Source organism: Providencia sp. PROV210, assembly GCF_028479445.1.
Lineage (GTDB): Bacteria > Pseudomonadota > Gammaproteobacteria > Enterobacterales > Enterobacteriaceae > Providencia > Providencia rustigianii.
Genome location: NZ_JAMPNQ010000017.1, coordinates 1 through 23,528, shown reverse-complemented (window position 1 = coordinate 23,528; position 23,528 = coordinate 1). Strand labels below are relative to the sequence as shown.

The 23,528-nt window shown below is 41.8% G+C and carries 21 protein-coding genes; 12 read left to right on the top strand and 9 right to left on the bottom strand.

The features are described from left to right. Nucleotides 1-91: 91 nt before the first annotated feature. On the top strand, nt 92-628 hold the full coding sequence (gene hpt / locus PR761_RS14110; protein ID WP_006815172.1) for a hypoxanthine phosphoribosyltransferase: 537 nt from the start codon (nt 92-94) through the stop codon (nt 626-628). Nucleotides 629-697: 69 nt separating this feature from the next. Here the strand turns inward: hpt and can are convergent, their stop codons facing one another. Next, complete coding sequence (gene can, locus PR761_RS14105) at nt 698-1,351, bottom strand: carbonate dehydratase (RefSeq protein WP_006815171.1); 654 nt, start codon at nt 1,349-1,351, stop codon at nt 698-700. A gap of 254 nt (nt 1,352-1,605) precedes the next feature. Here can and PR761_RS14100 point away from each other — a divergent pair, with 254 nt between their 5' ends. The 8 genes from PR761_RS14100 to PR761_RS14065 all read left to right on the top strand — a co-directional run bounded on the left by PR761_RS14100 (nt 1,606) and on the right by PR761_RS14065 (nt 9,871). Then, nucleotides 1,606-2,544, top strand: a complete 939-nt coding sequence (locus PR761_RS14100) for an ABC transporter ATP-binding protein (protein WP_006815170.1) — start codon at nt 1,606-1,608, stop codon at nt 2,542-2,544. Then, nucleotides 2,544-3,314, top strand: a complete 771-nt coding sequence (locus PR761_RS14095) for an ABC transporter permease (RefSeq protein WP_154610686.1) — start codon at nt 2,544-2,546, stop codon at nt 3,312-3,314. Before PR761_RS14100 ends, PR761_RS14095 begins: the two co-directional genes overlap by 1 nt. Before the next feature lie 532 nt (nt 3,315-3,846). Continuing rightward, nucleotides 3,847-4,389, top strand: a complete 543-nt coding sequence (locus PR761_RS14090) for a fimbrial protein (protein WP_112837280.1) — start codon at nt 3,847-3,849, stop codon at nt 4,387-4,389. A gap of 62 nt (nt 4,390-4,451) precedes the next feature. Continuing rightward, nucleotides 4,452-5,141 (top strand): fimbrial biogenesis chaperone, encoded by a 690-nt coding sequence (locus PR761_RS14085; protein ID WP_039855450.1) that lies wholly within the window; start codon nt 4,452-4,454, stop codon nt 5,139-5,141. A gap of 20 nt (nt 5,142-5,161) precedes the next feature. Next, nucleotides 5,162-7,738, top strand: coding sequence for a fimbria/pilus outer membrane usher protein (locus PR761_RS14080; protein ID WP_154610685.1), 2,577 nt, complete (start codon nt 5,162-5,164; stop codon nt 7,736-7,738). Between the two features lie 38 nt (nt 7,739-7,776). Further along, a complete protein-coding gene (locus PR761_RS14075) occupies nt 7,777-8,781 on the top strand; it encodes a fimbrial protein (RefSeq protein ID WP_223844715.1) in 1,005 nt (334 codons plus the stop codon). 16 nt (nt 8,782-8,797) lie between these two features. Continuing rightward, nucleotides 8,798-9,328, top strand: a complete 531-nt coding sequence (locus PR761_RS14070; RefSeq protein WP_006815164.1) for a fimbrial protein — start codon at nt 8,798-8,800, stop codon at nt 9,326-9,328. Nucleotides 9,329-9,337: 9 nt separating this feature from the next. Next, a complete protein-coding gene (locus tag PR761_RS14065) occupies nt 9,338-9,871 on the top strand; it encodes a fimbrial protein (protein WP_039855182.1) in 534 nt (177 codons plus the stop codon). Nucleotides 9,872-9,924: 53 nt separating this feature from the next. Here PR761_RS14065 and panD read toward each other — a convergent pair whose 3' ends face one another. The 7 genes from panD to sfsA all read right to left on the bottom strand — a co-directional run bounded on the left by panD (nt 9,925) and on the right by sfsA (nt 15,947). Next, nucleotides 9,925-10,305 (bottom strand): aspartate 1-decarboxylase, encoded by a 381-nt coding sequence (gene panD, locus PR761_RS14060; protein WP_006815162.1) that lies wholly within the window; start codon nt 10,303-10,305, stop codon nt 9,925-9,927. Nucleotides 10,306-10,464: 159 nt separating this feature from the next. Continuing rightward, nucleotides 10,465-11,328, bottom strand: coding sequence for a pantoate--beta-alanine ligase (gene panC, locus PR761_RS14055; protein ID WP_154610684.1), 864 nt, complete (start codon nt 11,326-11,328; stop codon nt 10,465-10,467). 33 nt (nt 11,329-11,361) lie between these two features. Then, on the bottom strand, nt 11,362-12,153 hold the full coding sequence (gene panB, locus PR761_RS14050; protein WP_126461486.1) for a 3-methyl-2-oxobutanoate hydroxymethyltransferase: 792 nt from the start codon (nt 12,151-12,153) through the stop codon (nt 11,362-11,364). 67 nt (nt 12,154-12,220) lie between these two features. Continuing rightward, nucleotides 12,221-12,703 carry a 2-amino-4-hydroxy-6-hydroxymethyldihydropteridine diphosphokinase gene (folK, locus tag PR761_RS14045; protein ID WP_006815159.1) on the bottom strand — a complete coding sequence of 161 codons (483 nt, stop codon included), beginning with the start codon at nt 12,701-12,703 and terminating at the stop codon, nt 12,221-12,223. A 12-nt stretch (nt 12,704-12,715) separates the two neighbouring features. Further along, nucleotides 12,716-14,305: a polynucleotide adenylyltransferase PcnB gene (pcnB, locus tag PR761_RS14040; RefSeq protein WP_112837275.1), complete on the bottom strand. Its 1,590-nt coding sequence runs from the start codon at nt 14,303-14,305 to the stop codon at nt 12,716-12,718. A gap of 280 nt (nt 14,306-14,585) precedes the next feature. Next, entirely contained in the window at nt 14,586-15,041 is a 456-nt protein-coding gene (gene dksA / locus PR761_RS14035) for an RNA polymerase-binding protein DksA (RefSeq protein ID WP_039855180.1), read from the bottom strand. A gap of 204 nt (nt 15,042-15,245) precedes the next feature. After that, a complete protein-coding gene (gene sfsA / locus PR761_RS14030) occupies nt 15,246-15,947 on the bottom strand; it encodes a DNA/RNA nuclease SfsA (RefSeq protein WP_006815156.1) in 702 nt (233 codons plus the stop codon). A gap of 129 nt (nt 15,948-16,076) precedes the next feature. On the opposite strand from sfsA, the gene hrpB reads away from it, so the two are divergent. Next, nucleotides 16,077-18,536, top strand: coding sequence for an ATP-dependent helicase HrpB (gene hrpB / locus PR761_RS14025; RefSeq protein ID WP_265693582.1), 2,460 nt, complete (start codon nt 16,077-16,079; stop codon nt 18,534-18,536). Between the two features lie 193 nt (nt 18,537-18,729). After that, nucleotides 18,730-21,258 (top strand): bifunctional glycosyl transferase/transpeptidase, encoded by a 2,529-nt coding sequence (mrcB, locus tag PR761_RS14020; protein WP_112837273.1) that lies wholly within the window; start codon nt 18,730-18,732, stop codon nt 21,256-21,258. A 338-nt stretch (nt 21,259-21,596) separates the two neighbouring features. Here the strand turns inward: mrcB and hemL are convergent, their stop codons facing one another. Then, nucleotides 21,597-22,886 (bottom strand): glutamate-1-semialdehyde 2,1-aminomutase, encoded by a 1,290-nt coding sequence (gene hemL, locus PR761_RS14015; protein ID WP_006815153.1) that lies wholly within the window; start codon nt 22,884-22,886, stop codon nt 21,597-21,599. A gap of 219 nt (nt 22,887-23,105) precedes the next feature. Here hemL and erpA point away from each other — a divergent pair, with 219 nt between their 5' ends. Further along, a complete protein-coding gene (gene erpA / locus PR761_RS14010; protein WP_006659315.1) occupies nt 23,106-23,450 on the top strand; it encodes an iron-sulfur cluster insertion protein ErpA in 345 nt (114 codons plus the stop codon). Nucleotides 23,451-23,528 lie beyond the last annotated feature (78 nt).

The following is a 23,528-nucleotide window of genomic DNA, read 5'->3' as shown; positions in this document are numbered from 1 at the left end:
CAATGTCACTGCAACTTGTTTTGTCATCGCGTCTTGGTGTGGCTTATGTTAAAATTACGCGCTTTCCATTCCCATACATGCGTAATTGAAGATGAAACATACTCTTGATGTAATGATCTCTGAAGAAGAGATTGCTCAACGAATTAGTGAATTAGCGGACAGCATTAGTGCTCACTACCAGAATGTTAACGGTGAGTTAGTGCTAGTTGGTCTGTTAAAAGGCTCCTTTATTTTTATGGCGGATTTATGCCGTAAAATCACCGTTCCTCATGAAGTCGATTTTATGACGGTATCCAGCTACGGCAATGCTATGACGTCCAGCCGTGATGTGAAAATCGTTAAAGATTTAGACGAAGATATTCGCGGTAAACACGTTCTGATCGTGGAAGATATTATCGACTCTGGTAACACGTTAAATAAAGTTCGTGAAATTTTTGAATTGCGCGGTCCAGCCTCTGTCGCAATTTGTACTCTTTTGGATAAACCTTCTCGTCGTGAAGTCGATGTTCCCGTTGAGTGGATTGGTTATTCCATCGAAGATAAGTTTGTTGTCGGTTACGGTATCGACTACGCCCAACAGTATCGCCACCTGCCATATATTGGACATGTGACCTTGCTGGAAGAGTAATAGGCATTGTTGAACCATAAAAAAGAGCAGCCAAGGCTGCTCTTTTGCTATCTAACGATAGAGAAAATATTATTTTTTCTGGGTTAATTTAGCGATAGATTCACGGTAACACAGTTCTAATTTTTCACGGCTATCTGCGGTGATATGCAGGTCATGTAAACGGCCATTGTTAATTCCGTATACCCAGCCGTGGATCATGATATTTTGACCACGTTTCCATGCAGATTGCATAATGGTTGAGTGACCCAAGTTGTAAACTTGTTCAACTACGTTCAGTTCACACAAGCGATCTAAACGTTCACAAGGTTTGAGTTCACCCAGCATTGAGCTGTGTCGATACCAAATATCACGGATATGTAATAACCAGTTATTGATTAAGCCTAATTCAGTGTTATCCACTGCCGCTTCAATACCGCCACATCCATAGTGACCGCAGATGATAATGTGTTCAACTTCCAGCACGTCAACCGCATATTGAATAACAGATAAACAGTTTAAGTCAGTGTGAATGACTAAGTTTGCTACGTTACGGTGAACGAAAAGATCACCTGGCGCCGCGTTGATCAGTTTTTCAGCAGGCACTCGACTGTCTGAGCAGCCTATCCATAGAAATCTTGGTTTTTGAGCTTTTGATAATTCTTTAAAGAATTCAGGATCTTTTTCTTTTACAGACGCTGACCATGCTTCGTTATTAGCAAACAGCTCTTCAATTTTTCTCATCATGACTTGTAGCCTAATTGTGTGACTTTGCGATAAAATCTTATACAGTATTTATTGATTAAATAATAATTAGTTATACTAATTTCATTTCTATGATGAACCACTCATTTGAACATGACAACCCTCAATTCAGAGGATGTTAAATAATCTCACATTAAATTATTATCACTTTTCTGCATAACATCGGACAGGAAAAAGTGGCATCATTAGGCTATATTGCTCCCAAACAGCCCCAAGAATAAAGGTATTTTTAATATATGACATACGCACTCGAGTTATCGCAGCTGACCAAAACCTATGCGGGTGGCGTGAAAGCTTTGCGAGGAATTGATTTAAGCGTTGAAGATGGTGATTTTTATGCCTTACTGGGTCCAAATGGCGCAGGCAAATCAACCACAATCGGTATTATTAGCTCGTTAGTGAATAAAACCAGTGGCTCAGTGAAAGTCTTTGGCTATGACCTAGATAAACAAGTGGTACAAGCTAAAACACAACTGGGATTGGTACCACAAGAATTTAACTTTAACCCGTTTGAAACGGTATTGCAGATTGTTTTAAACCAAGCTGGTTATTACGGTGTGCCGAGAAATATTGCTAACCAACGTGCTGAGCAATATCTCACGCAGTTAGATTTATGGGAAAAACGCGATGAGCGTGCTCGTAATCTTTCTGGCGGCATGAAACGCCGCTTAATGATTGCTCGGGCGCTGATGCACCAGCCAAAATTGTTGATCCTTGATGAACCTACCGCAGGGGTGGATATTGAATTACGTCGTTCGATGTGGACGTTCTTACAGAAACTAAATGCCCAAGGCACAACGATTATTTTAACCACTCACTATTTGGAAGAGGCAGAAATGCTGTGCCGTAATATCGGTATTATCCAGCATGGTGAACTGGTGGAAAATACCAGTATGAAGCATTTATTAAGCCAATTAGAGTCAGAGACCTTTATCTTTGACCTTATGCCCAAAAGCCCGCTCCCAAATTTAGTGGGCTATGCATCTCGGCTTGTTGATACCTCGACCCTCGAAGTGGATGTGAAACGAGAGCAGGGGCTTAATGGGGTATTTAGTCAATTGAGTGACCAAGGGATCCAAATTTTGAGTATGCGCAATAAGGCTAATCGCCTTGAAGAGTTATTTGTGAGCTTGGTGAAAAAAGAGAGCCAAGAAGCTCAAGTGAGGGGCGAATAATGTTTTCACTGTATTGGGTTGCATTAAAAACTATCTGGATTAAAGAAGTAACCCGTTTTGGGCGTATCTGGGTACAAACACTATTACCACCCGTGATTACCATGTCACTTTATTTTGTGATTTTCGGGAATTTAATTGGTTCGCGAATTGGTGAGATGGGTGGCGTAGACTATATGCAGTTTATTGTTCCTGGCCTAATCATGATGGCGGTGATCACTAACTCTTATTCTAACGTTTGCTCGTCATTCTTTGGTTCTAAATTCCAAAAGAATATTGAAGAGTTGTTAGTCGCACCAGTACCGACCCATGTGATTATTGCAGGGTTTATGGGCGGTGGAGTTGCCCGTGGTATTTTAGTTGGCTTTTTAGTCACGGTTGTCTCATTGTTCTTTATTCCACTACAAGTGCATTCATGGTCAATGGTCGTGATTACTCTGCTGTTAACTGCAATTGTATTTTCCCTTGCAGGGTTACTGAACGCTATCTTTGCTAAGACGTTTGATGATATTAGTATCGTTCCGACTTTCGTATTAACGCCGCTAACTTATTTGGGTGGGGTATTCTATTCGTTATCTTTATTACCACCATTCTGGCAGGCGGTTTCTAAGCTTAATCCAATCGTCTATATGATCAGTGGCTTTAGATATGGATTTTTAGGTATTGCTGATGTTTCTATCGTAATAACCCTTAGTGTATTGATGGTGTTTTTAATCGCCTTTTATTTATTAACTTGGTATTTAATAGAACAAGGGCGAGGATTAAGAAGTTAGTAGAATTACGTTCAAATTAATTTAAGTAACTATACTGAAAATAAATAAGACCACTCTTAAAAGTTGATTTTAAACTTATTAAAGAGTGGTTTTTTTATTGGTAAATAAATGACAATGATTTTATTATTTCTATTGTTATTATTTTATATAAGTATATATACTCATTTTAAAGATCGACTTTTATTATATCAATCCATTGATAAATAAAAATAAATTGATTTATTGCAATAAGTCGTTACACATCAAAATATAATATAAAATTTAAGTTTACAAATAATGTTATCGTTAACAAGTTATTATTTTCTCTATTTTTGGTTTTTTATTCTACTCTAATTGCGAGTTATTGGTTTTTATCTATATATAAAACCAATTTAATCCGAATATACAATTATAATGGGTAATATGGATAAACAACAAAAAGGTTTATATACTGAATGCATATTGAATACATATCGCACATTTAATTCACCATTCTTTATATTATTCACTGTGTAGGTATTTAAATTTTAAAAATCCATTAAAGGGGTCTGTTATGACTTTAAAGAAAACTTTATTAGTTGCTTCTATTTTTGCAGCATCTTTTGCTAGTGCAGCAATTGCGGCTACGGGTTCTGGTAACACAACAGGTACAATCCATTTTAAAGGTCAATTTATTGATACTACCTGTACTGTTGATACTAATAATGAAAATAAAAGTGAAGGTACTGTTCAATTAGGAACTTGGATCACAGGAACATTTACTGCGGCTGGTGAAACTACCGATGCAGTTCCATTTACCATTGGCTTAAGCAAGTGCCCTTCAATTATTAATAAGGCTCGCGTTTATTTTAACGGTACTGCTGATGCGACACCGGCTCTCTATAAAGTTGATGTAGCAAAAGGGGTTGGTATCGGTATTTCTGGTGAGACCGCTAAGGGTAATTACTATACGCCAGGTACAGAAGCGAAAAGTATTGATTTAACGGGCGACTCAGGTTCACAAACTTATTACGCACGATATGTGACCACCGCAGATGCTGTAACGCCAGGGGCTGCAAATGCAAACGTTACGGTAACGATTGAATATAACCAATAATGATAAAGTGAGGGGAAATAGACATCCCCTCTGTTTCTATTTTTATGGGAAATTTGGGTTCTATGAGAAATATTGTGAATAAAACGCTGATTATTTTCTCTCTTTTTTATTTCATCGCAATCAACGCGAATGCCAGTGTTGTGCTAGGGGGAACAAGGGTAATTTATGAGGGGGATAAAAAGGAAGCATCCATCACTGTTAGAAATGATGAAACCAGTGCTTTTTTAGTGCAATCTTGGGTTGATAACTTTGATGGTAGTAATCAGAGTAAGCCCCCTTTTACCGTTACACCCCCCCTATTTAGAATTGAACCAGAATCTGCGAATGCAATACGAATTGTACTTACCGATCCTCGGCTGCCTGCGGATAGAGAATCCGTATATTGGTTGAATGTAAAATCAATTCCGCCATCCGATCCTAATGCAACCAACAGCTTAACTATCTCAATTAATAACAAAATAAAACTTATTTATCGTCCGAGTGCATTACCGTCATCGGAAGCAACGGATGCTTATGAAAAACTGAGTTTTGAAAAACAAGGTTCACTTTTAAAAGCCAAAAATCCGACACCATATTATGTTTCTTTCGGCAAATTAGTTGTCGATAGCAAGGAGTTTGATAATCCGGGAATGGTACCTCCGATGGGGGAAGCCTCATGGAATATATCCGGTATGCAAGCGGGTAAAGTGACTTGGAACTCAGTGAATGACTATGGCTCGATGACTAAATCAAAAACTCAGCCATTAAAATAATCAATGGAAGATGACCCATTATGCGTCCCATTAAGAAAAAACTAAAATTATATCAACCCACTCATAGAGTCGAAGTGGGTGCGTATAATGGGGTGCTTAACTTCCAACTGAAAAAGATAGTCAACGCTGTAGCCACCATTTTAGTGACAGGTATTAGCCTTAATCCGGCGATTGCTGCCGATTATTTTAATCCAAACTCATTAAGTATTGTTGAAGGGCAAAATATTGCTCAACTGCAAGATTTAGAACAATTTTCTAAACCGGGTGGGCAGATTGCTGGGGATTATAGGGTCGATGTTATTCTCAATGGTAACTCTATTGAAACAAAAGAAATTAAGTTTATTGAGGATAAGGAAAATAACCAATTAATTCCTGTTTTAACGAAACAAGAGTTAGCGGATTGGGGCGTCAAAGCCGATGATATTCCTGCCTTGCGTTCGTTATCATCCACGCAAGAAATTGGTGCACTTAGTCAATATATTCCTGATGCCAAGTCAACATTGGATCTGCCCCAGCAGCAACTGATTATTTCCATTCCTCAAATTGCGATGAATCAAGTGGCATCAGATGCAATTCCAATGAGCCAATGGGAAAACGGTGTTCCAGCATTGGTGATGAATTACTATTACAGTGGTTCAAATAATTGGAGCCAAAATGGTGGGACCGATACTAATTCTCAATATGTAAATTTACGCAGCGGTTTAAATGTTGGCCCATGGCGATTAAAAAACTATTCAACCTATACAAGTAACTCAGATCAACAAAGCTGGCAAAGTATTGAAACTAGCTTAGAGCGTGGAATAAATAGCCTAAAATCACAATTAATATTGGGGGATACATCAACCCCGAGCGAAATTTTTGATGGTATCCAATTTCGCGGTATTCAATTACAAAGTGATGAATCGATGTTACCTAACTCAATGAAAGGCTTTGCGCCAGTTGTTCGAGGTATTGCTCAAAGTAATGCAGAGGTAACAGTTAAACAAAATGATTATGTGATTTATCAGTCTTATGTCTCTCCCGGTGCTTTTGAAATTGATAATCTTAACTCGATAGGCAGTGGCGGTGACTTAACCGTTACCATTAAAGAAGCTGATGGTTCTGAGCGCTCCTATATTGTGCCGTTTTCATCGGTTGCCATTATGCAGCGAGAAGGGCAATTTAAATATTCATTAACGGGCGGGAAATTTAAATCTACAGATAAAGGGCATGAACCTAATTTTATCCAAAGTACCTTTATTTATGGCTTACCTAAAGGTATTACGGGATATGTGGGCACAATCCTATCTGAAAATTATCAATCTTATGCGCTCGGTGTGGGAATTAATTTAGGGGCTTTAGGCGCATTATCCACGGATGTAACTCAAGCAAGCACTAAAAATTTAAGAGGCAAATATGATTCGAGTACAGGGGAATCATATCGTTTTCAATATACAAAAAATATGATGGCAACGGGAACCTCCGTCACACTGGCAAACTATCGCTATTCAACCGAAGGCTATTACACGTTTACGGAAGCGAATAGTGATATTAATCAGCTATATCGTGATAATAAAAAAAATCGTTTTCAAATAACCCTGAGTCAGTCATTGAAAGAGTTGGGAAGCCTTTATTTTTCAGTATATCAGCAAGATTATTGGAACCGTTCTGGCTCCGAACGTACCATGAGCACGGGTTATAATAATAACTTGGCGGGTATGACATATAGCATCAATTATAACTATTCAATGAGTCCGTATAACCAAAAGGCAGATAACCAATTCTCTATTTCACTCTCGATTCCATTAGGTGATAAAAAGAACTCCGTATCACTGAATACCAGCATGACTACCGATAATAGCGGGTATACGGATGCGATGATTGGCGCTAGCGGTAGCCTACTTGAAGATAATAATTTGAACTATACGGTTCAGCAGTCATATGGGAATAAAGGCGCTAAAGCGAGTGGGAATGCATCAGCATCTTACCGAGGTAGCTTTGGTATCGCGAATGTGGGTTACGGCTATGATAAAGATAATCAACGGGTTAATTACGGTTTAACGGGAGCCATTGTTGCTCATCCCTATGGTGTGACATTAGCTCAACCAATCTATGACTCATTCGCTATTATCCGTGCGCCGGGTGCTGATGGCGTTAAAGTCGCGAATCGTACTGGTGTTTTAACTGATTCCCGTGGTTATGCCATTGTTCCATATTTAAATGCTTATTCGAAAAATGAAATTGCTCTAGATATTGATACATTGCCAGACAATGTGGAATTAAAAACCAACTCCAAAACCGTGGTTCCTACCAGAGGTGCGGCAATTCTTACTAACTATGAAACCCATGTGGGATATCGTTTATTGTTCAGTGTGACTCATAATGGCAAGCCCGTTCCATTTGGTGCAATGGCACAACTAATAGGCAGTAACGATAAGGCATTGAGTACTGCAATAGCGAATGAAAATGGTGACATTTACTTGAGCGGAATGCCAGAACGTGGGCGTATTCAAGTGAAGTGGGGGAAATCAGAACAAGACCAATGTATTGCTGATTATCAGCTCATGCCAGAGCATTTAAACCAACATTTGCCTATTTTATCCGTGGACTGTCGTTAATTATCAATAAGGCTATATAGATGAATATAAAGAAAATAATGACCACTATAAGTCTTATGCTGTGTTCTATTGACGCACTAAGCGCTGAAACATTTCGCGTTAACTTAGGGGAGTTAAAAGTCGATAACGCTGCGCATAAATTGCCTCAAACAGCGATCCTCGGAAATGGCTGGAAGACATTTGATCCCAGCTCGAATAATGAATTATGCACGGCTAGTCATGCCGGTGATTTTACATTTTTACCGCAAACGAGCGCCCAAACATCGGGGATATCATTCAAAGACAGTTCAGGGGAATATCCAATCTTTAAAACCAATATCGAAGGTATTGGCTATGTTATGGGAATTCGGCAGCAAGGAACGAGTCGCTGGTATCCGGTAACAGGGAATAATAGCCCAATTAATGGCAAAGAAGCGTCTTCGGGATTACGGCTTGAAGCTCGTATGCTATATGTGAAAACGTCGGCGGGCAGTATTGAACATAAAGAAAATGAATCTATTCAATTTCAGCCGGTGGTAGTCCAGTGCATGGGAAATCTAGATTGGCATAATGTGGTTGGGGAAATACAACCGATACCAACATTAGTGAAATGGGCTCAACGTACCTGCGAAATAAAAAATGCGAATCAAAATGTTAATTTAGGTGTTCATAATTTAGCGGATATACGAGCGTTACAAGTCGGGCAAACATTCGGGTATGCCCAGCAGTCAATTACGATTGATTGCCCTAGCCAATTATCTGTTTTTTATGGTATTGCTGATAATTTACATCTGGCAAATATCGACTCAAATATTATTTATTTAGAGAATAATAAGGAAGATCCTGGATTCGCGGTACAAATATTTGAATCGGGAAACTCCACAGCATTAAGGCTAGGTGGTGATAGAAGCCTATCAACCAGCCATTTATATTCATTGGTGAATACTGCGAGGTCAACGCAAATTATTACTAAGACCTTTGATTTTAAATATATAAAAACCTCAAACGATGTAAAAGCGACTGAGGGAAATGCACAGGTGACAGTCACCTTAGTATACAAATAAAGCGGGCGTATAAATAATGAATCGTTTATTTGTGTTGTTGATATTTTTTGTGTTGCCCAGTTTATCATTGTGCAGCTTTGCCTCTGTCAACATAGGCACGGTTAAAGTTAATTTTTCCGGTTCCATTAGAGGCACATCTTGCAAAATTGTCACTAATAACCTCAATGTTGATTTAGGGGTTTGGCTTACCTATGGTAAACCTAAAAACAGCACCACTGAGTGGGAAGAATTTGATTTAGAGTTTAATTGTACTTCGGGCAGCCAAGTTGTCGGCAAATTACAAGGTGTAACCGCGAGTGATGGGCGCTCGTTTGCCATTGATTCGGGTAATGGTGCCGCGACAGGAATGGCAATTCAAATCGAAGCCTATTCCAATAATCGCTGGGAATTGAAAAAAAATAATGATGTCACCGTATTATTGAATTCAACGGCAACAACCAATGGATCGAACAAAGTTAAATTTAGAGCTAACTACAAAATATTAAGTGATAGCGTCACGGCAGGAAATGCCAATGCCACAATAACGTTTGTCGTAGAAAATAACTAAGGAATAGAAATGAGATCAAACAAAGCTGTCTATACCTATTTAATTTCTATTTTTATGTTATTTTTTTCATCAAACTCAATGAGTTATGATGCTGTTTTTAATGTTTCTGGGCGAGTTCAAGCAGGAACTTGTTCAATAAAATCAAGTAAAAATCAAAATGTTAGATTGGGCGATCACTCTATAAACTCAAGTTTTGGAATGTCTAAAGGCTCAAAGACTCGCGCTGTAAGATGGTCATTAGAGTTCGATTGCGCGCAAGGTGTAGGTATTGATGCGATGGCTGGCGGAAGTGGATCGCTTGGAGGATCGGTATTAGGGCTAAGTGGCAATGATTCGGCTAAAGGCATTGGAATAGAAACCGTATTTTGGATGAGTAATTACCATAGTATCCCTGTTAGATTTTATGTTACATCACCGCTATTTTCTGGGGGAACACAAGGTATCAAAGTGGTTAATTTTGATTCGTATTACATACAAACAGAGGATAAAGTTACCCCTGGCTCAGCTAATGCTGTTTTAGATTTGGATATCATGTATTACTAATATAAATCAAAAAATACCCCAGCTAATTCACTGAGGCATTCCGTAATATTCAATTAAGCCACCTGAACAGGAACCGCTTTGGCAATTCGGCTCATGGTATTATTGGCATCAAAGTAAGCAACTTTAGGCTTATGCTGACGAGCTTCTTCTTCGGTTAAATGCCCATAAGTGCAGATAATCAGTTTATCTCCCACCGCCGCACGACGTGCTGCAGCACCATTAACGGATATAATTTTAGAACCGCGTTCCCCTGCAATTGCATAGGTCGAAAAACGTTCGCCATTATCCACATTATAAATATCGATAGCTTCATATTCTAAAATGCCAACAGCATCTAAGAAATCTTGGTCGATAGCGCAAGAGCCTTCGTAGTGAAGATCAGCTTGGGTGACAGTTGCACGGTGGAGTTTTCCTAATAACATTTTTCTTTGCATTTATTCTTCCTCATTCAAGCCACAGCGTTGCTGGCTGCATAGTCACATACTTATGTATGCTCCTAGGGTCGCGTTTACTTGCCGCCTAGCTGTGACATAAATGAGTTTGAATAAATTTTAGATGATTCAAACTTAAATCTAGGCGAAAGTATTTTGTCATTAAGCGATATCGAGCGGTAACTCGACTTGCAGATTGTCGATTAAACGCGTTTGACCTAACCATGCCGCCATTAAAATGACAGCGCGACGGCTGGAAACTGTTAATTCACCAAGGTTATCTGCATCTCGAATAAATAGCGCATCAGGAGTAAACCCTGCTTGACGTAAAGACTCTTCCATTTCATCAACTAACCCGGTTGCTGATGCAGGCGACTCCGCGAGTTTTTCACCCGCTTTTTGCATAATACTGAATAACTGTGGCGCGATTTTTAATTCACTTACAGACAGATTATTGTTACGAGAGCTAAGTGCTAGACCATTTTTAGCTCGTACAATCGGTACGCCAATAATTTGAATATCAAAAGAAAGATCGGCGACTAACTTTCGAATAACCTTGAGTTGTTGGAAATCTTTTTCACCGAATAACGCAATATCAGGCTGAACTAAATTAAAAAGCTTCGTTAGAACAGTTGCGACACCACGGAAATGTCCCGGACGACTTGCACCTTCTAACATGGTGGAGAGCTCTGGCACTTCAACGAAGGTTTGGTTTTCCATGCCAGCAGGATAAAATTCAGTGGCAGAAGGGGCAAAAATTAAATCCACATGACGGCTTTTTAGTTTTTCACAATCTTCTTGTAATGTACGCGGGTAGTTAGCCAAATCTGATGGTCGATCAAATTGCATTGGATTCACAAAAATAGAGGCGATCACGATATCCGCTTGCTGTTTAGCTTGGTCAATCAGAGTCAGGTGCCCATCATGTAAATTACCCATGGTAGGAACAAGAGCAATGCGCTTACCTTCTTGCTTCCAGCGGCGAATTTCGCGGCGCAGGATCGGCGAGGTTTCAACGATTAGCATACTTTTCATCCTTATCATTATTTTTATAGCGAATTAAGAAAATGAGTGGGACTCATTCGGATAAATGCCTTGCTCAACTTCTTGAATATATAGGCGAATTGCATCATGAATATTGCCAGCTTCTAAGAGGAAGTTTTTAGCAAATTTAGGTGGCTTAGCGGTAATACCCAGCGCATCATGCATGACTAAAATTTGTCCATCAGTGCCATTACCCGCACCAATACCAATAACGGGTAATAGTAATTCTTCAGTAACTTGATTGGCTAATGAGGTCGGAACACATTCGAGAACCAATAGCTGGATCCCTGCATTTTCAAGGGCGATAGCGTCTTTTACTAATTGGTTGGCTGAGACTTCATCGCGACCCTGGACTTTATAGCCGCCGAGCACGTTAACGGCTTGTGGGGTTAATCCGAGATGGCCACATACAGGAACAGAGCGCTCACACAACATTTTGACGGTATCACATAGCCAACTGCCACCTTCAATCTTGACCATATTAGCCCCAGCTTGCATTAATATAGCGGCATTTATACAAGCTTGCTCTGGGGTGGCGTAACTCATAAATGGCATATCGGCGATAACAAATGCATCTGGTGCACCTTTGCGAACACAACGAGTATGGTAAGCAATTTGTTCAACGGTGACAGGAAGGGTGCTGGACTCCCCTTGAATGGTCATGCCGAGGGAATCACCGACTAACATAACTTGAATACCTTGCTCTGCAAAAAGCTGAGCAAAACTGGCATCATAGGCAGTCATGGTCGCAAATTTGTATTTATCTTGTTTGTATTGGCGTAAATCAGCGAGAGTAATGGGTTTCATTAGAATAACCTCCGGAAATGATTTCGCTTATGACCATACCTTGAATGAGGTTATTCATTTTAGGTACTTATTCCCAAAATGTTAGGCCATTGCGAGGGACATGATTGAGCCTGTCTGAAAGTAATTCACCGTCAGGAAAAATCAGGGAAGGGGTAATATCACTGAGCGGGTATAGCATAAATTCCCGCTCTTTTAATCCATAATGTGGGACCGTTAAGCGTTCAGTGCTGATCACTCGATTGCCAAATAACATAATATCGAGATCTAAGGTTCTCGGTCCCCAACGTTCGTCTTTACGGACTCGACCTAATTCTAACTCAATTTTTTGAGTATGATTCAGTAGCTCTTCAGGTTCAAGGTCGGTTTCAAGCAGGACAGCCATATTAAGATAATCTGGCTGATCCTGTGGTCCTAAAGGTTTTGTACGATAGATGGAGGACGTCGCCGCAATTCGACTTTGCGGGATGGCATCTAAGGCTGCAATAGCTTGCTGAGCTTGTTTTAGTGGCTCACCTAGGTTGCTACCAATCGCAATATATACTTGCTCCATTTATCACTCTCTCTACGATGACTTATTTGGCTTTTTATTACCTGACGGCGCTGAACGATTTGGACGATGGCGACGACGGGTTGGAGCCGAGCCTAATTCCGAGATCATTTCACGCTGTTTTTGCGCATTAGCTTGTTGGAAATCTCCCCACCATAGGGAGAGTTCCTCTAACTCATTACGATGTTCAACATTCGCTCTTAGCTCTAATAAATCAAAAGCAGCACGGAATTTCGGGTGCTCCATTAATTTATTGGCTCGACGACCTTGGCGACGTGGTAAGCGCAATTGCAACATCCAAATATCACGCATGGTGGTGGTAATGCGTTTTGGTATTGCAATGGAACGGCACTGTTCATCCAGTACGTCATTCATGGCCAGTGCAAAGGCATCATAATAAGCAAGCCCACCTTCTTGGGTTAACTTCTCAGCATGCTCAGTGACGGGATACCATAACATGGCCGCAAATAAAAATGCAGGGTTAACTCGCTTATCATTTTTGAGTCTAAAGTCAGTGTTTTTTAGTACTTGCTCAATGATTTTTTCCATTGGCGAGTCATTATTCTCCGTGAAGCGGTCGGCAATCACTGGGAATAGTTGCTCAAACAAATGGTACTGTCTCAGCATTTTATAGGTGGAATAACCATAGCCTGATTGAAGCAGTTTCAATGACTCTTCAAATAAGCGGGCAGAAGGAATTTCACCTAGCAATGGTGCTAAACGAGGGATTGGCTCTGCGGTATTTGGCTCAATACGCATATTGAGTTTACAGGCAAAACGTACTGCTCGGATCATTCGAACGGGATCTTCGCGATAACGCGTTTCCGGATCACCAATTAAACGGATCACGCCATCTTTTAAATCTTGTAACCCATTGACATAATCACGTACGGAAAAATCATCAATATTATAATACAGGCTATTGACTGTGAAATCGCGACGAATCGCATCATCTTCGATAGATCCGAAAATATTATCTCTGAGCAGCATGCCGTTTTGGGCTTGAGACGACAGGTTTTTATCGTCAACTTCTTGGTCATGATGACCACGGAAGGTCGCTACTTCAATTATTTCAGGGCCAAACATGATGTGCGCAAGGCGGAATCTACGCCCCACCAATCGGCAGTTGCGGAATAACTTGCGGATCTGCTCAGGGGTTGCATTGGTCGTGATATCAAAATCTTTTGGTTTCAGACCTAGCAGTAAGTCACGGACACCACCACCCACTAAATAGGCTTCATAACCATTTTTATTCAGGCGATAGAGTACTTTCAGTGCATTATCACTAATGTCATCGCGTGAAATCGGATGTTCTGAGCGTGGGATAACGGTGATATGTTCTTTTGTCGTCATTGGCGATCGCTTCTGTGTTTGAGCATCGGCACGCTTAGGATGACGAACCGTATTTTTCATTTGCTTAGTGTTATGCCTGCCGTTTTCAGCCGCAGCAGAATGAGTGACTTGCCTTTTACCGGCTGCCTGAGAATCTCGCGTAACACGTTTTGGCGCCGAATCCTGCTCTGAGGTCGATGCTTGTTCATTGCGCGATAAAATATTGCGGCAGAAATTTGCTACTCGGTTAAAAATAGTACACCTCGATGTCATTACATATATTCATTAAACAAAATAAGCGGCTAATCATAGCTCACTGAAGTTTCTTTGAGAATGGTTAAACGAATAAAAGTCACGCCTAATTATTTTTTATATTAATAAAACTTGCAAATATTATGTATGCAGAGGCTTTGGCTAGGGGATTAATCCGACGAGGTAAGCTGGAATATTACGAATATGCGGTTTGTTACACGAAGGAATTTAAGGGTTTTTTGGGGTGAATTCCTACAACGGCGCAGGGTTAATGCGCCGTTAGGGACTCCAAAAATAACACTTAGCCGGCCATCTGCTTTTCGCGGATTTCTGCTAGTGTCTTACAGTCGATGCATAAATCAGCGGTTGGGCGAGCTTCCAAACGACGGATGCCAATTTCCACGCCACATGATTCGCAATAGCCAAAATCTTCATCTTCAACTTTTTTCAGCGTCTTTTCGATTTTCTTAATCAGTTTACGTTCGCGGTCGCGGTTACGTAATTCGAGGCTGAATTCTTCTTCCTGAGCCGCTCTATCAACTGGGTCTGGAAAGTTAGCTGCCTCATCTTGCATATGAGTAACAGTCCGGTCCACTTCATCTCTTAGTTGATTGCGCCATGCTTCGAGAATGAGCTTAAAATGCGCCAATTGGGCGTCGTTCATGTACTCTTCGCCAGCCTTCTCATGATAGGGTTCAACCCCGGCAATGGCTAGAATGCTTAAGGACGATGTCTTACGTTTTTGCCCTTCTTGCATAATGCTTCTCCTACACACGCAAATTTTACAAAAACCCCAAGGGGGAAAATTTAAGGTCGCTATAAATAGCAGAAGACTGCCGTCTTGGCAATCGTTCATGCAATGAGTTTTGTAATGCTGTGAGGGCAAGCGTGTTTATTCCCTTTTTAGCGCCCATAACTCGGTGACCTCGTTTAAATATCGACTAAATAGAAATTATTCAGTCTAGGTAAAGCTTATTGATTTCCCTATTTGCATTTTTTGTTCAGATATATCCACTTGATAACAAAAAACTTCAACGCCACTCTTAACTGCTTCATCTAATAGTGCTGCATATTTGGGATCAATATGCCGTGCTGCTGAAACTACGTGAATGCCACTATGTAAAATGACAAACATAAGTATGGCTCGTTTTCCTTCTTTAGCAATCTGAGTTAGCTCTCTAAGATGCTTTTGCCCTCTTTTTGTTTCAGTATCAGGGAAATACCCGTGATTGCCTTCCAGCAAAGTAACGGATTTTACCTCCATAAAACAATCAACCAATCCATTTTGAGTCAGAAAAAAATCTATTCGACTATTTTCCGCCCCGTATTTGACTTCAGGAGTCACATTATTGTAGTCAGATAATTCTGGAATATGTTTTTTTACCAATGCTTCTGCTATTAATTGGTTTGCTCGCAACGTATTGATACAAATCAGATGGTTATTTTTAGTCTGTGTTAATTCCCAGCTATGAGGGTATTTTCGCTTGGGATTGTCAGATGTTGAATACCATATCGTATCACCGGGGGTCGCACAGCCCGTCATCGCCCCCGTATTAGCACAGTGTATCGTCATTTCTTTTCCTTCAGATGTGACGACGTCCGCTAAAAAGCGCTTATAGCGCTTAATTAGAATCGCTGATTGTAATGGGGGGATAAATTCCATGTTCTCTCCGATAAATTGTTTTTATAGTCCATTCTTGTTTTTATAGTGAGTACAGTATTAATACGCATTATTTGTTAATGCTACAATGGTTAACTTTAAAAGTTAAATATCCACGGAGTGATCCCTTTAGTGCTACCAATCTTAGAAGTAAGTGATGACTTACTTTCAGCGTTAGCTGAAGCCCCCCAAGTTTTACTGCATGCGCCAACGGGTGCAGGTAAATCAACGGTATTACCTCTGGAGATTCTAAACAGCGGAATAATCCAAGGGCGTATTATTATGCTCGAACCCAGACGTATTGCGGCACGTACTGTTGCGACTCGTTTGGCTCAGCAGTTAGGGGAGCAAGTTGGCGAAACGATTGGTCTGCGTATGCGTTCAGAAAGCAAAGTGAGCAAACAGACACGCTTAGAAGTCGTGACTGAGGGGGTGCTAACGCGTTTGCTTCAAAATGACCCCATGCTTGAAGGGATTGGTCTGGTTATTTTGGATGAGTTTCATGAGCGTAATCTGCAAGCAGATTTGGGGCTCGCACTATTGCTCGACGCTCAGCAGGCATTGAGGGACGACATAAAAATTTTGTTAATGTCAGCAACGTTGGATAACCACGGACTTAATCGATTATTTCCTGATGCCCCGGTCATCCGCTCTGAGGGTCGAGCTTTTCCGGTACAACGTGAATATAAGCCAATCAGCCCGAATAAGCCGTTTCATCAGGAAGTTGCTAGCGCAGTTTGGCAATTAATGCAGCAGCAAAGTGGCTCGCTATTACTCTTTTTGCCTGGAGTAGGGGAAATAGAAAGGACGCGTACGGAGCTGGCAAGGTTAGTGAGTGAGGACATACTTTTATGTCCGCTATACGGCGCTTTATCTATTCAAGCTCAACAGCAAGCTATCTTACCTGCGCCGGAGGGGAAACGTAAAATTGTACTCGCGACTAATATTGCGGAAACCAGTTTAACTATCGAAGGTATACGCTTGGTCGTGGACAGTGGTTTTGAGCGTGTAGGCCAATTTAACCCACGTTCGGGGCTAACTAAACTAGTAAAAAAGCGGATAAGCCAAGCTTCCATGACTCAGCGTGCCGGACGTGCTGGACGCTTAGAAGCCGGTGTTTGTTGGCACTTATTTAGTTCAGAACAAGCGGAGCGTGCTGCTCAATTCAGTGATGCAGAAATCAATAATAGTGATTTAAGTGGGTTATGGCTGGCATTACTGCAATGGGGATGCCATGAGGTTTCTCAATTACAGTGGTTAGATATACCGCCAGAAGCCTCTCTGTCCGCAGCTAAAAGTTTACTATTTAAACTGGGTGTGACCGATTTACACGGTAAATTAACGCCTATGGGCGTTAAGATGGCGGGAACGGGCAGTTCTGTACGTACCGCCGCTATGCTATATCACGCTCAGCAAACCAATAATAAACAAGTTATTCAGTTAGCGTCTTTATTAGTGGCGATTATTGAAGAGCCACCACGTGGTGGCGAAACCGATCTTCACTATCATCTCGAGCATCCTACAGAAAGCTGGTGTAAGCGAGCTTCAACTCTGAGTGGGGATAAAGTTTCCAGCGCTACAGCTAAAACCTCTGTAATGATTAGTGAGTGGTTACCAACATTATTAGCTGCTGGCTTTCCGGACTTGATTGCAAAGACTCGAGATAACCAAACTCGCTACCAATTAGCGAGTGGGTTAGGCGCATCGTTAAATGAAAATGACCGCCTGATGGGGAACTCATGGTTGATGGTTGCCGCGCTTTGGCAGTCTGAATCCTCGGCAGATGCACGGATTTCATTAGCCTATCCCATTGAGATTGACAAATTACAGCAGGATTGCCCCCAACTATTTAGTACCCAAGAAACCGTTGAATGGGATGAACACCGAGGCAGTTTATTGGCATGGCGTCGCTTGCAGTGTGGGCAATTGGTTGTGAAATCCCAGAGATTAACCAATCCTGACCAACAGGAAATTAAAAATGCGTTGGTTCACTGGTTACAGCAAAATGGTCTACAACAGCTAAATTGGCAAGAAAATGCACTTCAATTACGCATTCGTTGTCAGTTAGCTAAGCGCTATTTTCCTGATATCACGTTGCCTGCGATGGATGATGATACTTTACTCGAAACATTAGATGAGTGGCTGGCACCTTACCTTGATAAAGTCACTAATAAGAAAAAATTACTCGAAATTGATTTAATGACTCTATTACTAAACCGATTTGATTGGCAGCAGAGGCAGTGGTTAGAAAGTCAGTTTCCTGTCACATATCATGCTCCATCTGGTAGTGAGGTAAGTATTCACTATGCACTGGATAAGCCCCCTGTAGTTGAAATTCGTTTACAGGAAATGTTTGGCGAAAAGGGCAATCCAACCATTGCCAATGGAAAAGTGACATTAACCCTATCTTTGCTCTCACCGGCAAGGCGGCCAATTCAAATTACTCAAGATCTTGGCGCATTTTGGCAAGGAAGTTATAAAGAGGTTCAAAAAGAGATGAAAGGGCGTTATCCCAAACATCCTTGGCCAGATGACCCGATAAACGCAGAGCCAACAAGACAAACAAAAAAAGCGATGATGAGTGCGAAATAACCTAATTTTGTGCTCTAATAACGGGCTGCAAAATAGGCAATGGGTAAATAAAGGCGAAGTAAGGAAGTGTAATTAAGCGCTTTCTACAGTGAAATTCTTTGAAATATGAGCCAAAATTAGCCTTGTAGTAGATATCTACATATGTTTAGTTAGATTTTAATGCCTATTTAGGTATAGGTGATATGGAGCGACCATGTCCGGTAAAGATTTAGAACCGATTGGTAGACGTAAAAAACGATCTGCTGAGAAAAACTCATCGTCATCACGCCGCCGTAGAAACCGCGATGATTATGACGATGATTTATATGATGATGAAGATATCGATGACGAATATCTCGATGACGAAGATGAAGAAGAGCAAATGACGACGAAAAGCTCAAAAAAGAATAAAAAACGTAAGAGTAAATGGCGCTGGTTCTGGCTACTTATCAAACTAATGCTGGTGCTTGCTGTGATCCTTGCGGCTTACGGTTTTTATTTAAATCAACAAATTAAAGAACGCCTTGACGGTAAGGTGTGGGATCTCCCAGCGGCAGTTTATGGGCGTATGGTCAATCTTGAACCCGGTATGGATTATAGCCAAGGGGAAATGAGTAACCTGCTCGAAGGAATGCAATACCGTAAAGTCAGCAAAATCACCACGTCAGGTGAGTTTGTGGTGAAAGGCAATACCATTGAAATTTTACGTCGCCCATTTAATTTCCCAGACCAAAAAGAGGGGCAAGTGCTTGCTCGTTTAGTCTTTGACAATGGCATGCTGAGTAAGATTGAAAACATTGAAAATGGTCGCTCATTTGGATTCTTCCGCTTAGATCCCAAGCTGATCACGATGATGCAATCAGCCAATAATGAGCAACGTTTAGTCTTGCCACTGGCAGATTTCCCAGAGTCTCTGGTGAAAATACTGCTAGAAACCGAAGATAGAAACTTTTATGAGCATGATGGCGTTAGCTTATATTCTATCGGTCGTGCAGTGGTTGCTAACGTCACCGCAGGGCGTTCAGTGCAAGGGGGAAGTACTTTAACCCAGCAGTTAGTGAAAAACTTATTTTTAACTAACGAACGGACACTGAAACGGAAAGCGACTGAAGCCTATATGGCGCTGATACTGGATTATAACTACAGTAAAGAACGCATTCTGGAGCTGTACCTTAACGAAGTTTATTTAGGTCAAAATGGTAATGATGAGATCCGCGGCTTCCCGTTGGCGAGCCTGTACTATTTTGGACGTCCGATTAATGAATTAAGTTTTGACCAGCAAGCACTGTTAGTGGGCATGGTTCAAGGGGCATCGACGTACAATCCATGGACTAAGCCACAAAATGCGATTAAACGTCGTAATATTGTGCTGAAAATCCTCGAAACTCGCGGTGTTATCGACAACGAAATGTATCAAGTTCTGAGTGCTAGACCGCTTGGTGTAAAAAACAAAGAAGGTTTAGTCGCTTCCCAGCCTGCTTTTATGCAGATGGTCAGATTAGAACTGAACGAGAAATTGGGCGATAAAGTTAACGAATTATCGGGAGCTAAAATTTTCACCACTCTCGACCCTGTGGCACAAACTGCGGCAGAAAATGCGGTGGAATCTGGGGTCGCTGATTTGCGTAAGTCACGTAAATTAGATGATATCGAAGGGGCGATGGTGGTGGTTGACCGTATCAATGGTGAGATCCGCGCCATGGTTGGCGGTTCAGATCCTCAATTCTCAGGTTTTAACCGTGCACTGAATGCTCGCCGTAGTATTGGCTCACTGGCAAAACCGCCGGTTTACCTTGCGGCACTTAGTGAGCCCGATCGTTTCCGTTTAAATACATGGTTATCTGATGAACCGCTGACATTAAAAGTGGGAAATCAAACGTGGAGTCCAAGGAACTATAGCCGTAACTTTAACGGTCGAATGATGCTGGTGGATGCACTAGCAAAATCACAAAATATCCCAACCGTTAACTTAGGGATGGCGATTGGTCTCGATCAAGTGATGAATACCTTTATTCGCTTAGGAGCACCAGCGGGGGCGATGGAGAAAGTCCCAGCGATGCTATTGGGTGCAGTAAACTTAACGCCAGCAGAAGTGGCTCAGGTTTATCAAACCATAGGTGGGGAAGGTAACCGAGCTAAACTGTCCGCGCTGCGTTCTGTGATCGATGGTGAAGGTACTGAACTTTATCAAAGCTACCCATCCGCTGAACGTGCCGTTCCTGCACAAGCCGCTTACCTAACTTTATACGGTATGCAGCAAGTGGTTCAGCAAGGCACTGGGCGTGTATTACTGAATAAATATGGGAAATACAATCTGGCGGGTAAAACCGGGACCACCAACGATCTGCGTGATAGCTGGTATGCGGGAATCGATGGTAAAGAAGTTGCCATTGTTTGGGTTGGACGCGATAACAACGGTCCAACACAATTAACCGGATCAACAGGGGCATTAAGAGTTTATCAACGTTATTTAGATAACCAAGCACCACTGACTCTGCTCAACCGTGCACCGGAAGGCATCACGGATATGCGTGTGATGATGGACGGTCAATTTAGCTGCTCAGACTTTGGTGGTGGCAGAATGTTGCCAGTGTGGACTGATGACCCGCAAAGCCTATGCCAAGGTTCAACATCACAAGATCCTGCGTGGAATTTAAATGGGAATAGTGAGGCTCCGCAAGAGGATGGTGCAGCTCCTGACTGGGTGAAGGATATGTTCGGGGATTCTCCGTCATCCCCTTAATTCTCGTCATATTTCACGCTGTGGCTGTGTTGGTTTCACGCAGCCACTTGAGTCACATACTTATGTATGCTCCCCAAGATGTCTTTGTTCACCGCCTTGCCACAACATGAACTATTTAGAGAATTGCATTGTTCATGTTGTGTCTGCGTTGACTTAGTGTCATTGCTGGGGAATGTTATCCCGATAACTCCTCACTTGCCGCCTAGCTACAACGCACGGGATTTTGGAGAATATTGAGTCTGATTGAAAAAGAAAACCAGACCCAAAAATAGATAAAAAATAGGCGCCGTCTTTTGTAGATGGCGCCTATTTTTATGGGTGTTGTTTATTGCGAGGAATTATTCGGCTTTGATTTTTGCCAGTGCAATTTCTGCGGCATCAATGGTGCGTTGAATATCTTCATCGCTATGAGCGATTGACATAAAGCCCGCTTCAAATGCAGATGGTGCCAAGTAAACACCTTGCTCTAACATATAATGGAAGAATTTTTTGAAGCGTTCGACATCGCACTTCATCACGTCTTGGTAGCAAGTGACTTCTTTGGCATCAGTGAAGAATAGACCAAACATACCGCCAACATGGTTGATAACCATTGGAACGCCTTGGTCTTTAGACACCCGCACTAAACCACGAGCCAGTTTATCAGTGAGTTCGGTTAAGCGAGAATGAACGCCCGGTTGAGAAACTTCATTTAGACAGGCTAAACCAGCAGCCATGGCGACTGGGTTACCGGATAAAGTCCCCGCTTGGTAAACAGGACCAATGGGGGCTAATTTTTCCATCACTTCGTAGCGACCACCAAATGCACCGACTGGCATACCGCCACCGATAATCTTACCTAAGCAAGTCAAGTCAGGTTGCACATCGTAATAATCTTGTGCGCCACCTAATGCAACACGAAAGCCTGTCATCACTTCATCGATGATCAGAAGGGCATTAAATTCGTCACACAGTGTGCGTAGGCCCGGCAAAAATTCAGCAGTTGGTGGCACGCAGTTCATATTGCCAGCAACCGGTTCAACAATCACACAAGCGACTTCTTCAGGATAGTTTTCGAATGCTTGGCGAACAGACGCTAAATCGTTATAAGTGCAAGTTAATGTGTGTTTAACAAAATCTTCAGGTACGCCCGGAGAGTTTGGTTCGCCCATGGTAAGTGCGCCAGAACCCGCTTTGACTAATAAGCAGTCGGCATGGCCATGATAGCAACCTTCAAATTTGATAATTTTATCGCGACCGGTGTAGCCACGAGCAAGGCGGATAGCACTCATGGTTGCTTCAGTACCGGAGTTAACCATGCGTATCATATCGATAGATGGGACAAGCTCACACACCAGTTTTGCCATTTCAACTTCAGCAGCAGTTGGTGCACCAAAGCTTAAGCCTTTATTGACAGCTTTGATAACTGCATCACGGATAGCGGGGTGATTGTGACCGAGTACCATTGGACCCCATGAGCCAACGTAATCAATGTAAGCTTTACCATCAACGTCAAAAATATAAGCACCGTCAGCGCGTTCGATAAATAACGGGGTGCCGCCAACACCATTAAATGCGCGAACAGGCGAGTTAACACCGCCTGGGATCAGCTGTTGAGCTTCATTATATAATTCTTCGGAATGGTGCATCGCAGGGCTCCTGAAAGAGGATAAATAAAAAGTTGGCACCATTCTAAAGCACAGAGGCAATTAAACCAATGCCATCAATCACAATGATGAATAGCAACTCTGTGCTCAATTGCATAACAACACTTGAACCAATGACTCAGGTGACGGATAATTGGAAAATTGATCTAAGTGGGCTTTAGCTTACCTATGAATTTACCGGTCACCGGTCTGGAGTAAAAAATGAGTGATGATGCAGCTCTGCCTCTACAGTTTACTGATGCGGCAGCAATAAAAGTTAAAGATCTGGTTGCAGATGAAAACAACCCAAACCTGCGTCTGCGTGTCTATATTACAGGCGGTGGTTGCAGTGGTTTCCAATATGGTTTCACCTTTGATGATCAAATCAACGAAGGGGATATGACGATTGAGAAACAAGGTGTGGCGCTGGTTGTTGATCCAATGAGCCTGCAATATTTAGTGGGTGGTAGTGTGGATTATACTGAAGGGCTGGAAGGGTCGCGGTTTATTGTGACGAATCCGAATGCTAAGTCTACGTGTGGATGCGGGTCTTCTTTCAGCGTGTGATTTTCGTCATATTTTGCGCTGTGGCGTTGTTGGCTTCATTCGGCTACTCGGGTCACATACTTATGTATGCTCCCCGAG

Coding starts and splice junctions, on each gene's coding strand:
- hpt (WP_006815172.1), top strand. CDS start 92: ATGAAACATACTCTTGATGTAATGATCTCTGAAGAAGAGATTGCTCAA.
- can (WP_006815171.1), bottom strand. CDS start 1,351: ATGATGAGAAAAATTGAAGAGCTGTTTGCTAATAACGAAGCATGGTCA.
- PR761_RS14100 (WP_006815170.1), top strand. CDS start 1,606: ATGACATACGCACTCGAGTTATCGCAGCTGACCAAAACCTATGCGGGT.
- PR761_RS14095 (WP_154610686.1), top strand. CDS start 2,544: ATGTTTTCACTGTATTGGGTTGCATTAAAAACTATCTGGATTAAAGAA.
- PR761_RS14090 (WP_112837280.1), top strand. CDS start 3,847: ATGACTTTAAAGAAAACTTTATTAGTTGCTTCTATTTTTGCAGCATCT.
- PR761_RS14085 (WP_039855450.1), top strand. CDS start 4,452: ATGAGAAATATTGTGAATAAAACGCTGATTATTTTCTCTCTTTTTTAT.
- PR761_RS14080 (WP_154610685.1), top strand. CDS start 5,162: ATGCGTCCCATTAAGAAAAAACTAAAATTATATCAACCCACTCATAGA.
- PR761_RS14075 (WP_223844715.1), top strand. CDS start 7,777: ATGACCACTATAAGTCTTATGCTGTGTTCTATTGACGCACTAAGCGCT.
- PR761_RS14070 (WP_006815164.1), top strand. CDS start 8,798: ATGAATCGTTTATTTGTGTTGTTGATATTTTTTGTGTTGCCCAGTTTA.
- PR761_RS14065 (WP_039855182.1), top strand. CDS start 9,338: ATGAGATCAAACAAAGCTGTCTATACCTATTTAATTTCTATTTTTATG.
- panD (WP_006815162.1), bottom strand. CDS start 10,305: ATGCAAAGAAAAATGTTATTAGGAAAACTCCACCGTGCAACTGTCACC.
- panC (WP_154610684.1), bottom strand. CDS start 11,328: ATGCTAATCGTTGAAACCTCGCCGATCCTGCGCCGCGAAATTCGCCGC.
- panB (WP_126461486.1), bottom strand. CDS start 12,153: ATGAAACCCATTACTCTCGCTGATTTACGCCAATACAAACAAGATAAA.
- folK (WP_006815159.1), bottom strand. CDS start 12,703: ATGGAGCAAGTATATATTGCGATTGGTAGCAACCTAGGTGAGCCACTA.
- pcnB (WP_112837275.1), bottom strand. CDS start 14,305: ATGACATCGAGGTGTACTATTTTTAACCGAGTAGCAAATTTCTGCCGC.
- dksA (WP_039855180.1), bottom strand. CDS start 15,041: ATGCAAGAAGGGCAAAAACGTAAGACATCGTCCTTAAGCATTCTAGCC.
- sfsA (WP_006815156.1), bottom strand. CDS start 15,947: ATGGAATTTATCCCCCCATTACAATCAGCGATTCTAATTAAGCGCTAT.
- mrcB (WP_112837273.1), top strand. CDS start 18,730: ATGTCCGGTAAAGATTTAGAACCGATTGGTAGACGTAAAAAACGATCT.
- hemL (WP_006815153.1), bottom strand. CDS start 22,886: ATGCACCATTCCGAAGAATTATATAATGAAGCTCAACAGCTGATCCCA.
- erpA (WP_006659315.1), top strand. CDS start 23,106: ATGAGTGATGATGCAGCTCTGCCTCTACAGTTTACTGATGCGGCAGCA.